General features: G+C 49.9%; 12 protein-coding genes. 2 read left to right on the top strand and 10 right to left on the bottom strand.

Going from position 1 to position 12,000, the window contains the following annotated elements; all coding sequences use genetic code 11:
• Positions 1-57: 57 nt before the first annotated feature.
• The gene (queC, locus tag IC617_RS16060) at positions 58-714 is read left to right on the top strand and encodes a 7-cyano-7-deazaguanine synthase QueC (RefSeq protein ID WP_191146007.1); all 657 of its coding nucleotides are present in this window, start codon (positions 58-60) and stop codon (positions 712-714) included.
• 879 nt (positions 715-1,593) lie between these two features.
• Here queC and IC617_RS16055 read toward each other — a convergent pair.
• The 3 genes from IC617_RS16055 to IC617_RS16045 are packed head-to-tail and all read right to left on the bottom strand — an operon-like array spanning position 1,594 to position 4,266.
• On the bottom strand, positions 1,594-1,836 hold the full coding sequence (locus IC617_RS16055; protein ID WP_191146006.1) for a FeoC-like transcriptional regulator: 243 nt from the start codon (positions 1,834-1,836) through the stop codon (positions 1,594-1,596).
• Positions 1,826-4,045 (bottom strand): ferrous iron transport protein B, encoded by a 2,220-nt coding sequence (gene feoB, locus IC617_RS16050; RefSeq protein WP_191146005.1) that lies wholly within the window; start codon positions 4,043-4,045, stop codon positions 1,826-1,828. The genes IC617_RS16055 and feoB overlap by 11 nt, the downstream gene beginning before the upstream one ends.
• Positions 4,042-4,266 carry a FeoA family protein gene (locus IC617_RS16045; RefSeq protein ID WP_191146004.1) on the bottom strand — a complete coding sequence of 75 codons (225 nt, stop codon included), beginning with the start codon at positions 4,264-4,266 and terminating at the stop codon, positions 4,042-4,044. The genes feoB and IC617_RS16045 overlap by 4 nt, the downstream gene beginning before the upstream one ends.
• A 380-nt stretch (positions 4,267-4,646) precedes the next feature.
• On the opposite strand from IC617_RS16045, the gene rrtA reads away from it, so the two are divergent.
• Positions 4,647-5,240, top strand: a complete 594-nt coding sequence (gene rrtA / locus IC617_RS16040) for a rhombosortase (protein WP_191146003.1) — start codon at positions 4,647-4,649, stop codon at positions 5,238-5,240.
• On the opposite strand, the gene pyrF is transcribed toward rrtA, so the two are convergent.
• The 7 genes from pyrF to aroA form a co-directional block, all read right to left on the bottom strand.
• On the bottom strand, positions 5,221-5,916 hold the full coding sequence (pyrF, locus tag IC617_RS16035; protein ID WP_191146002.1) for an orotidine-5'-phosphate decarboxylase: 696 nt from the start codon (positions 5,914-5,916) through the stop codon (positions 5,221-5,223). The genes rrtA and pyrF overlap by 20 nt on opposite strands.
• Before the next feature lie 31 nt (positions 5,917-5,947).
• The gene (gene lapB / locus IC617_RS16030; protein ID WP_191146001.1) at positions 5,948-7,108 is read right to left on the bottom strand and encodes a lipopolysaccharide assembly protein LapB; all 1,161 of its coding nucleotides are present in this window, start codon (positions 7,106-7,108) and stop codon (positions 5,948-5,950) included.
• A 2-nt stretch (positions 7,109-7,110) separates the two neighbouring features.
• Entirely contained in the window at positions 7,111-7,383 is a 273-nt protein-coding gene (locus tag IC617_RS16025; RefSeq protein ID WP_191146000.1) for a LapA family protein, read from the bottom strand.
• Positions 7,384-7,488: 105 nt separating this feature from the next.
• Positions 7,489-7,773, bottom strand: a complete 285-nt coding sequence (gene ihfB, locus IC617_RS16020; RefSeq protein WP_191145999.1) for an integration host factor subunit beta — start codon at positions 7,771-7,773, stop codon at positions 7,489-7,491.
• 69 nt (positions 7,774-7,842) lie between these two features.
• On the bottom strand, positions 7,843-9,519 hold the full coding sequence (rpsA, locus tag IC617_RS16015; protein WP_191145998.1) for a 30S ribosomal protein S1: 1,677 nt from the start codon (positions 9,517-9,519) through the stop codon (positions 7,843-7,845).
• Between the two features lie 257 nt (positions 9,520-9,776).
• Positions 9,777-10,505 (bottom strand): (d)CMP kinase, encoded by a 729-nt coding sequence (cmk, locus tag IC617_RS16010; protein WP_191145997.1) that lies wholly within the window; start codon positions 10,503-10,505, stop codon positions 9,777-9,779.
• Between the two features lie 170 nt (positions 10,506-10,675).
• Positions 10,676-11,959: a 3-phosphoshikimate 1-carboxyvinyltransferase gene (gene aroA, locus IC617_RS16005; protein ID WP_191145996.1), complete on the bottom strand. Its 1,284-nt coding sequence runs from the start codon at positions 11,957-11,959 to the stop codon at positions 10,676-10,678.
• Positions 11,960-12,000 lie beyond the last annotated feature (41 nt).

Below are 12,000 nucleotides of genomic sequence, written 5' to 3'. Positions count from 1 at the left end.
TACCCCTAAACTGAATGAGCAATTAAGCAACTATCATCGTACTGCCCGGACTCAATCATGAATTCAAAAGTCGTCGTCATTTACTCTGGTGGAATGGACTCTTACACCGTGTTAAACCGTGCCATCAAAGATGGCAAAGAAGTCCATGCCCTGACCTTCAACTATGGTCAACGCCATGTAAAAGAAATCGATGTCGCCCGAGCTGTCTGTGAGCGCTTAAATGTGCCCCATCAGGTCATTGATATTCGCGCGATTAATGCCCTTTTGGCTGGTAGTTCACTGACCGATGACATCGATATTCCAGAAGGCCACTACGAAGAAGAAAGCATGAAGTCGACGGTGGTGCCAAATCGCAATATGGTACTGTTGTCTCTCGCTATTGCTTATGCCGTCTCGATAAAAGCAGAAGCGGTCTACTATGGTGCGCATAGTGGCGACCATGCCATTTACCCTGATTGCCGTCCGGAATTTGTAGAGAAAATGAAGGAAGTGTCACTGCTGGCAAACTATGAGCCAGTTGATATCGTCACGCCCTATTTGCACAAATCGAAGATTGAAATCCTGACCGATGGTTTGAGCATGAACTTGGACTACGCCGAGACGTGGACCTGTTATAACGGTCGCGAAAAAGCTTGTGGCAAGTGTGGCGCTTGTGTTGAGCGCTTAGAAGCATTCACCGAAAATCAGGCCACTGATCCGCTAGCATACGAGTAACGCCCAGCAAAATGGCGGCTTCTTGTGCTCCATGGATGGGCTTGAGCGTCACCGAATGAAGAAAGTTGCTGACTGACCGTCGCCAAGCTTCGGCGCCTACCAAGGTCAAGTCGACTATCCGCTGCACTAACCTTTTCGTCAAAAAGACGCCGTAAAATCATCCCTGATGGCTCTGCAGCCGCGTCCTGCGGCTGAAGCTTGTTGACGAAAACGTTAGTTCCGCTCTGATCTCATTGGCAACTCACTGATCATTCAGGAGCAGCCAGTAAGTTTCTCTGTGAGGTGCTTCAGCCGGCATCGATGCCGGGTGCAGAGCGCTCCATGGATGGCTTGAGCGTCACCGAATGGAGAAAGTTGCTGGCTGACCGTCGCCAAGCTTCCGCGCCCACCAAGGTCAAGTCGGCTATGCGTTGCACTAACCTTTTCGTCAAAAAGACGCCGTAAAATCATCCCTAATGGCTCTGCAGCCGCGTCCTGCGGCTGAAGCTTGTTGACGAAAGCGTTAGTTCCGCTCTGATAGCAGTAGAAACTCACTGAGCATTCAGGCGCAGCCAGTAAGTTTCTCTGAGAGGTGCTTCAGCCGGCATGGATGCCGGATGCAGAGCGCGCCATGGATGGACTTGAGCGTCACCGAATAGAGAAAGTTGCTGGCTGACCGTCGCCAAGCTTCGGCGCCCACCAAGGTCAAGTCGACTATCCGCTGCACTAACCTTTTCGTCAAAAAGACGCCGTAAAATCATCCCTGATGGCTCTGCAGCCGCGTCCTGCGGCTGAAGCTTGTTGACAAAAACCTTAGTTCCGCTCTGATCGCAGTGGCGACTCACTGAGCATTCAGGAGCAGCCGTCTAAGCTGGCTGTTTAACTAGGGGTGTCGGACGATCATTCCAACGACGTCGATAGTGGTAAAGCTTGCTCGCCTTGCCATTGATAAAGATCAACGCCAGCGGAGTCACAACATCCTCCCGAGCAAGCGTCTGCAGAAAGACGTTTGATCCGCCCTCTGGCAATCAGCAACGCCAGCATTTGCTCAACAGCTGGCTCGCTGGCTTTCAGCTCGCGGGAGATCATCGCCTTGCTCATCGGCCCCTGTTTTTGCAGCAGGGCCGAGATGTCATGCAGCATAGGCCTGCACCTTTTGCTGTTGAAACAGGCTCTTGGCTTGTTTTGTCCGCATCGCTAAGAATGTCAGCAATGGCACCACTATCGCTATGAGCGCCAACAGCGCCGAGCCTGTGCCATCCAGCCACCAATAACCGGCCTGATAAAATGCCGTAGCGGAACAGTACGCCAGCAAGGTACTCCAGATACCAATAAACACAGCCCACTTCAATCCGATTTCGCGGGCAATCGTACCGGTCGCACTCGCACACGGGATATACATCAATACGAACAGCAAATAAGCAAAGGCGCCAATCGCACCGTTGAATCGTTGTTGCATCGAGGTGTAAGTCGACTTACTGACCTCCTGCTCTTCGGCTGCCGCGTCTAAGTCTTCGACATCGCCAATTGAAATACCCAGGGGATCGAGCAATGCGTCTGCAATTGCAGCGAGATTATTCGATATCGACTCCACTGCTTCAACCATTGATTCAGATAACGTCGCAGCTTCCTCTTCAGCACCTTCGGCCTGATACAGATTATTCAGCGTTCCGACGACAACTTCTTTAGCGAACACACCAGTGAAAATCCCCACGGTTGCTTGCCAATTGTCATCATCTAATCCCATTGGATGAAATAGTGGTGTAATGGTTTGGCTAACTTTTGATAACAACGACTTATCAGTGTCTTGATTGCCCAACGAGCCATCGGTACCCATCGAATTTAACAAGCCAATACAGGTCACCATGATGACAATAATTTTACCAGCACCAACGACAAACCCTTTCAGCTTCTGCCAAGTTTTCAACAACACGGGCATCAGGTGTGGGCGCTCGTAATTTGGCAACTCGAGGATCACACTAGAGCTTTGCCCTGGCAATAACGAGTGACGCAACGCCAATCCCGTTAACACTGCCATCAAAATGCCGATGAGATATAACAAGAACACCATGTTCTGCCCTGAGTGCGGGAAGAACGCCGCGGCAAACAAGGCATAAACCGGCAGCCGCGCACCACAGGACATAAAGTGCGACATCGCGCTGGTGATGACTCGCTCTGATTGCTGTTCGAGGGTTCGGGTAGCCATAACCGCCGGTACCGAGCAACCAAAGCCCATGATCATTGGTACAAACGCCTGACCGGGAAGCCCCAACCGGTTCATTAAGCGGTCCACAACAACCGCCGCTCGCGCCAAATAACCGGACTGCTCAAGTACGGTGAGAAACAGATATAAACAGCCGATAATCGGAATAAAGGTGCTCACCGTTTGAATACCGGCCCCGACACCGTCTGCCAACAATGCAATCAGCAGCGCAGGGGCGCCAACCGCTCCGAGCACAGCAGCTGTGCCATCGACCGCGATCGCACCGACGGCGATATCAAAGAAGTCAATGAAGGCACCACCAACGTGAATGGTGAACATGAACATCAGATACATCACGCCAAAGAAAATCGGCAACGCAAACCAAGGGTTAAGGACCCAGCGGTCAAGTTTGTGGCTAAATTGCTCAGCGGCGATCGAAGGGTCGGTGATCACAGCCCGCGCGATGTCGTTACACAGCTGATAGCGGTGACTGGCAATATCAAGCTCGATATCACCGGCGACCGGTTGCTCGCCACGATAATGGCGATCAATTAAATCGACTAACGTGCTGAGACGAGAGTCACCAGAATGCTGCTCGAGCCATTGTTCGATATGGGCATCATAGTGTGGCGTCAGCTGACAGATACTGGTGACAGACAAACCCTTGACGACTTGGGCGATATAGCTTTGCGGTTGAGTACCGTCAATCACTACAATTTCAACACCCATGCGCCGCTTCAACTCATCAACATCGACCTCAACCCCTTGCTTGCGGGCAACATCAGCGCGGGTCAGGACGAGCATCATTGGAATACCCAATTCTGCTAATTGAGTGGTGAGGTATAAATGACGCTCAAGGCAAGTTGCATCCAAGACATTGATAATGGCGTCAGGCGTTTCATGAATGAGGAAGTCGAGCGTCACGCGCTCATCTTGGGAACTTTGTTGCTGCGGGATCAGTGAATAGACGCCGGGAAGATCGATAACATTGGCTTCTACATCTTGGTGTTTAAGCCGGCCCTGCTTTTTTTCTACCGTGATCCCGGGGAAGTTACCAACGCGCTGCTTTAACCCAGTAAGACCGTTGAATAAGGTGGTTTTTCCTGCGTTTGGATTGCCAACTAAGGCAATATTTTTAGAACTACTCAAGCTTGCTGTACCTCGATCGCTGCGGCCAAGTCACCTCGTAACATCAACTGGGTGCTTTTTACTTCAATTTGACAGCCTTTACCATAAGGCGCCGATCGAACATAGGTAATGGTTGCGCCGGGGATCACCCCCATATCCATTAACTTACCGCGCGAAGGCTGATTGCAATCAATGGCTCGTACCACTGCTTTTTGGCTGGGCTTTAAGCGATCTAATGTCATTGGACACCAATATTAATGAAAATAAGAATCGTAATCAGTTCAACACTATAATACAGCTCAGCCTGTTTCGAAATAGCTCAAACAACATCTGAAGTGTTTGGGTTTAACGATGTATTGGCTCAAGCATCCTATTCAATCCGTTGAAACAAGGTCTGTTGCGGCAGGCGCTACCGCGACTTATCAAGGCGGCATCCGATTGAAAGCGATCACAGTTTTACTGTTAGCATCGAGTATAAAAGCCGTTCAAGATCTGAAATTTTGATTTAGTTCAGGTTTTTGACGTTTTACTGGCACAGAATTTTATGCGTTTTCATGATCTACCGCCAACTGCTTGATACCATGCACCTGATGTTTTTCGACGTGCTGGTAGGAATAACTGGGTGATACGAGTAGCAACTGTCTGGCAGATCAGTATTCCGGCTCTATCACTAATCGCATTTGGATTGTGGCCTGATGGTCAACCTCTGCTCGAATACCAAACATCCACATCATTATCGCAGCAGTGGTGGGTGCTATTATCTACCCCCCTACTTCACACCAATGGCTACCACCTGATGATGAACGTTGCCGCCTATTGCTTGATTGCCAGCCTTTCGTCATCATCATTACATAGCTGGCGCATGCCCGTCCTTACCCTATGGCTGGGCGCACTGAGCACCTTGGGGTTTGCTTTATTCAATCACCAATTGACCAGTTTGGTTGGTTTGTCCGGTGCCCTGCATGGCATCGTTGCTTACTTGGTGATCAGGGAGTTCAATAGTGGCCCGAAATTCATGTTGGTATTAGGGGCTGGGCTGGTTATCAAGCTAGCATGGGAGCAGTTTGTTGGCGCCAGCGCCCACACCGCTTCATTGATCGATGCCAACGTCGCGGTGTTAAGCCACCTCACAGGCGCCATTGCCGGCACCTTAACAGCGCTGGTGATGCGCTTTATCGTGGCTCGGGGATTAGTCGCTACGCGAGCGACTCATTAATTTGTTGTAGTACCTGTAACGGCTGCTCTGCTTGGGTGATGGGGCGGCCAATCACCAGATAGCTAGCGCCTTGCTCGATGGCTTTTTCCGGCGTCATGATGCGCTGCTGATCACCGGCATCGGCACCAATTGGCCGAATGCCAGGCGTCACCAACAAAAAGTCATCACCTAACCGGCTCCGCAACATCCGCGCTTCGCGAGCAGAACAAACCACACCATCTAAGCCAGCTTCTTGGGTCAGTGATGCTAAACGACGAACGTGTTCAAATGGTTCGACTTTGATGCCAGTATCGCGTAAGTCGTCTGCACTCATGCTGGTCAACACGGTCACCGCGATTAGCTTTGGCGCGTTATCTCCATATGGCTCTAGCGCTTTTTTTGCCGCTTCCATCATCACTTTACCGCCACTGGCATGGACGTTGACCATCCAAACGCCGAGCTCCGCCGCCGCTGCAACGGCCTTGGCTACCGTATTGGGAATGTCGTGGAATTTCAGATCCAAGAACACATCAAAGCCTTTCGCGACCAATTGCCTGACAAATTCTGGGCCGAACAAAGTGAACATTTCTTTGCCAATTTTCAGTCGGCAACTGTCTGGAGTCACTTGCTCGACAAACGCCAGAGCCTGCTCTTGAGTTGGATAATCCAACGCCACAATTACTTTTGAGTCCGTCATCTAAGATCTAAATCCTAATTCTTACGAGAGGTTATTCGCCATCCAATCCGCGCACCGGCTTGGTTTCGCCCCAGCTTTTACAGGAAGGGCATTGCCATTGCAAGACGTTGCCGGAAAATCCGCAATTGGAGCAACGGTACTTGGGTTTAACCGCCAGTTGTTGGCCAACCAGTTGTTGCAACATTTCAAGGCTCGCTTTCGCTTCTGGCGCCATTGCTCTGGCCAAATGGTAGTCCATGTAATGAAAAAAGCCTTTCAAAGAGGGATAACGACGCAGTTGCGTCAATTCCAACAACTCAGCATCAGCCGCCAAATCTTGAGCCTTAAGTAGCTCTGCTAGGCTGATCACTGCAGAGGCGCCAGCGCCGCGTTCGACGGCCGTCATCAAGAAGTGCTGCATTGGCGTCAGATCAGGCATTTGCTGATAACAATGAGCCAATGGCGTTAGCACTTCAGAAACCATATTGATGTCTTGCTCAAGCACTTGTTGATAGTACTCAATAGCGCTCTGATACTGACCTTGAGATTGGTAGCATTGCGCCAACATAATGCTACCTCGGACGCACTGCGGGTCGATTTTCAGTGCCTTTTTTAAGTACTTGATTTGCTGCTCGGTCTTTTGTTGGCCCAATTCATCTGCCAGCTGACAATAAAATTGAGCCACCTGTTTGGCCATGCCACAATCAACCGGCAACTTTTCAGCATAAGAAATAGCGCTGTGCCAATCGCGCATGCTTTGATAAATAGCTACAAGTTCGCGGGTTGCCTGCTCGCCAACATTTTTTTTACCAGCTATTTTTTTGTAGAGTTCTTCGGCCCGATCGAGCAAGCCGACGGCCGAGAAATCGCGAGCAAGCTCAAAGATCGTTTGCCGATGTTGTTCTTGGCTAAGCTGGCTACGCTGGAGAATATTCTGGTGAATTTTAATGGCTTTTTCGACTTCGCCGCGCTTGCGAAACAAGCTGGCCAATGCCATGTGAGTGTCAATGGTATCGCTGTCGACCTCGATCATGTCAATGAACAGGTCCACCGCTTTATCATCCTGATCGGATAACAGGTAGTTCAAGCCAGCAACATACTTTTCGGATAATTGTTGCTGCTGATCTTGTTGCTGTTGCGCCGCACTGCGCCGTCCCATGTACCAACCATAGGCAGCGGCAATCGGCAGCAGAAGGAACAACAGCTCAAGCATATTTAGCTATCTGCCGAATCGATTTGACGTTGTAATTTGCGATTTTTTCGTAACAGCTGTGCATATTTCCAACGCTGAGCAAAATAGCCCGCCGCTGTCGTCGCCCAGCCGAGGACGAAGCCTAGTACCAGCACCACCGCAATCACGCTTGGCAGCGAGAAGGTATCCTGAGCAATCAGGTAGTTAACGGTGACCTGAGTATCATTCTGAGCGCCAAAGCTCAGCCCCAGCACCACCAACAACACAATAACGACAACGGTCAGGAACAGTTTCATAGAGTTGAAAACTTAATAACAAACGAATGAGTTAGATTATTGCAAAAAAAAAACGGCACGCCTATTCGGCATGCCGTCTTCGATTGATTTCAAAGCAAGAAATCGTTAACCAACGTTATTCACTCGTTCACGCAACTCTTTGCCCGGCTTGAAGTGTGGGACGTATTTGCCTTCCAGTTCAACCGAGTCACCCGTTTTCGGATTGCGTCCGACACGAGGAGCACGATAATGCAGTGAAAAACTACCAAAACCACGGATCTCAATACGATCACCGGATTCCAGCGTGGTTGCCATTTGCTCAATGAGCTCTTTAATGGCTGTTTCGACTTCTTTAGCTGACAGCTGCAACTGCTTGCTGGCCAGACGTTCAATCAGTTCAGATTTAGTCATACCTAACGTCACCGTCCCATTATTGCCAAGTATTGGTTGCTGCTGGGGGGAGTTGCCTCCCCCTGAACATTAGCCTTTAGCGTTTTTGAAGGCTTCAGCCATTGCGTTAGAGAAGCCTGCATCTGCAGCTGCACTATCGCTGTTGACTTTATCCAGAGCCGCTTTCTCTTCTGCTTCATCCTTAGCACGGATAGACAGATTGATTTGACGGTTCTTACGATCCACACCCATCAGCTTAGCTTCTACTGCATCACCTTCGTTCAATACCAAAGAAGCATCTTCGATACGGTCGCGAGAGATGTCAGCTACGCGCAGGTAACCTTCAACACTGTCGGCCAGAGCAATTGTGGCGCCTTTGGCGTCAACTGCAGCAACAGTACCATTAACGATAGCACCTTTTTTGTTATCGTTCAGGTATTTATTAAATGGATCTTCAGCCAGTTGCTTCACGCCCAAGCTGATGCGCTCGCGCTCTGGGTCCACTTGCAATACAACGGCAGTAACTTCGTCGCCTTTCTTGTATTCGCGAACGGCTTCTTCGCCAGCTGCGTTCCAAGAAATGTCAGACAAGTGAACCAGACCGTCGATGCCGCCGTCCAAGCCGATGAAGATACCGAAGTCAGTGATAGACTTGATCTTACCGCTAACTTGATCGCCCTTGTTGAACTTAGTAGCGAACTCATCCCATGGGTTAACTTTACATTGCTTAAGACCCAGAGAAATACGGCGACGCTCTTCGTCGATTTCCAGAACCATAACTTCAACGCTGTCACCCAGTTGAACGATTTTCGCAGGGTGTACGTTTTTGTTAGTCCAATCCATTTCTGAAACGTGTACCAGACCTTCAACGCCTTCTTCGATTTCAACGAAGCAGCCGTAATCAGTCAGGTTAGTTACGCGACCAGTCAGACGAGTATCTTGTGGGTAACGGTTAGCAATTGCGACCCATGGATCTTCACCCAATTGCTTCAGACCCAGTGATACGCGAGTGCGCTCACGGTCGAATTTCAGAACTTTAACATTGATTTCGTCACCAACATTTACGATTTCGCTTGGGTGCTTAACGCGCTTCCAAGCCATGTCAGTGATGTGCAGTAGGCCGTCTACACCGCCCAGGTCAACGAAAGCACCGTATTCGGTCAGGTTCTTAACGATACCTTTAACTTCTTGACCTTCCTGCAAGTTCTCAAGCAGAGACTCACGTTCTTGGCTAGTTTCAGACTCGATAACTGCGCGGCGAGAAACAACAACGTTGTTGCGACGCTTGTCGAGCTTGATCACTTTGAATTCCAGCTCTTTGCCTTCCAAGTGCAGCGTATCGCGTACTGGACGTACGTCAACCAAAGAACCTGGCAAGAACGCGCGGATGTTACCTACATCAACAGTGAAACCGCCTTTAACTTTACCGTTAATCACACCGGTAACAGTTTCTGCGTCTTCGTAAGCCTTCTCAAGAACGATCCAAGCTTCGTGACGTTTGGCTTTCTCGCGAGACAGCTGAGTTTCACCGAAACCATCTTCAACTGCATCCAGAGCAACGTCTACAGAGTCACCCAGAGCGACTTCAAGTTCGCCTTCAGCGTTTTTGAATTGCTCTGCTGGGATAGCAGATTCAGATTTCAGGCCTGCGTCAACCAGAACAACACCGTTTTCGATAGCAACGATGGTGCCCTTAACAATTGAGCCAGGACGGGTTTCGAGTTCTTTTAAGCTTTCTTCAAAGAGATCAGCAAATGATTCAGTCATGTTTAATTAACTTTTAAAAATACAAAAGTACCACCTAGCATCCGGCTAGTTGGGGCTGCTTACAAATTACCGTCTGCATCCTTACAAACAGTACCCATTCGTAGGAACGTTGCCCTACACAATGTTCTTATCTCTTCCTATTTGGCACTGCAGCTGCGTTAATTTCACTCATTCACCCCAGTCACTTAGCGATCTAAGCTCGTGGGGCTGAATGCGCTTATTGCCTTGCTTCAGCACCAAATAGTTTGAGAAAGGCTTTACACCTTTAATTCTGGTAGCCGAGTTTTGGCATACGCCAGCACTTCGGCCTCTACCTCATCTAAGCTCAATGTCGTGGTATCGAGGCTGAGGGCATCGTCCGCTGGTTTAAGCGGCGCCACTGCTCGATTCATATCACGATCATCCCTTGCTTGGATGTCGGCTAAAATTTGCGCGATGTTAGCACTCTGACCCGCACTTTGCAACTGGGAAACCCGCCGTCTGGCGCGCTCTTCGGCGCTGGCAGTCAGAAATACTTTAATTGGTGCATCAGGAAAGACGACGGTTCCCATATCACGGCCATCGGCGATCAGACCAGGAGCCGTGCGAAACGCCCGTTGCCGTTGTAACAGCGCTTCTCTTACTTTCGGGAAAGGAGCAACTTTCGATGCCGCTGCGCCGCATTCTTCGGTACGAATGGCTTTACTGACATCTTCGCCTTCGAGCATGACGCTGACTACTTCGGAATCTTCCCGGGCTTCAAAGGCTACATCGAGGTGAGTCGCCAAAGCTACCAGCGCTTCTTCATCATCCAATTCAACGTTGTGATGCAGAGCTGCTAATGCCAACACTCGGTAAATCGCGCCACTATCAAGGAGTTGCCAGCCAAGCTGCTTAGCCAGTCGTTTACACAAGGTGCCTTTGCCCGAACCACTGGGGCCGTCCACCGCGATCATGGGTACAGTGCTATTTGTGTCTGTGGCAGTATCCGATTGCCCTTGGCTCATGTGGTGCTCCTATCCGACGAAATGATGAAATGCAAAAGCGATTGCTTTAATGGCGGCACATTATAGAGGCTGATCGCCCCCATACAATGTCAGAATGATGAAAATATGCGATCAAAAAGGCGGCCCGTGGACCGCCTAATTTACAATTTTGCACCCTTTGGGTGATTTGTTTATTCGCTAGCCAATTGCGCCAGACGCTCAAAATAATCAGGAAACGTCTTTGAGGTACAACCCGGATCGTTAATCGTGACGGGCGTATCCGACAGGGCAACCAGCGAGAAACACATGGCCATGCGGTGATCATTATAGGTATCAATCGCCGCGTGTTGCAGTTTAGCCGGCGGTACCACTTTAATATAGTCTTCGCCCTCTTCGACCTCGGCGCCGACTTTGCGAAGCTCTGTCGCCATCGCAGCCAAGCGGTCGGTTTCTTTCACGCGCCAGTTGTAGACATTGCGAATAACCGTGGTGCCCTCGGCAAATAACGCCGCTGTAGCAATGGTCATCGCCGCATCTGGAATATGGTTAAAGTCCATATCAACGGCTTTTAACTCGCCGCGGCGGGCAATGATGTAATCATCACCCCACTCGATTTCACCGCCCATGGCAGCAATAGCGTCAGCAAACTGAATATCACCTTGAATGCTATTTTTACCGATGCCAGTGACTTTGATTTCACCACCTTTGATGGCTGCGGCAGCAAGGAAATAAGATGCCGATGAGGCATCACCTTCGACCAATAAATCGCCAGGTGATTGATAGCTTTGGCCAGCTTTGACGTGGAACACCTGATAATCGTCGTGGCTGACTTCAACACCAAATTGCGCCATTAAGTGTAAAGTAATGTCGATGTAGGGTTTGGATACCAACTCACCGATGATTTCAATCGCCAAATCTTCTTTTGCTAGCGGTGCCGACATCAGTAGCGCCGTCAAGAACTGACTAGAAATCGAGCCATCAATCTTAACCCGGCCTCCATTTAAGCCAGTGCCCACGATTTTGACCGGCGGATAACCTTCATTTTTGAGGTAAGTGACGTCTGTACCGAGCGCTTGCAAGGCATCAACCAAATGCAAAATTGGGCGTTCTTCCATTCGTGGCTCGCCACCGAGAACAACTTCACCGGATCCTAGCGTTAGTGCTGCGCACAGCGGGCGCATGGCAGTACCGGCATTACCAAGGAACAAATCCAACGGTTCAGTTACCGCAAACGGGCCACCATTGCCTTGCACCCAACATTCGGTTTTACAATCAGAGAGTCGATAATCAACACCCAGCGCTTTCAGCGCATTGAGCATGTGACGGATGTCATCACTATCGAGCAAATTCGTCAGGTGAGTTTCGCCAGTGGCCAGTGCAGCCAACAATAAGGCACGATTAGATACGCTCTTCGAGCCTGGCAAATTAACGGTGCCATTGACGCGAGCAATTGGATTGAGGGTCAGAGAATCCATGGAGTCAAAACGCTCCTTTCGTATTAGCTATCAGAAAATGG

It is taken from the genome of Neiella litorisoli (assembly GCF_014773395.1).
GTDB lineage: Bacteria > Pseudomonadota > Gammaproteobacteria > Enterobacterales > Neiellaceae > Neiella > Neiella litorisoli.
The sequence above is the reverse complement of the archived record's forward strand: the minus strand, read 5'-3'. Positions and strand labels throughout refer to the sequence as shown.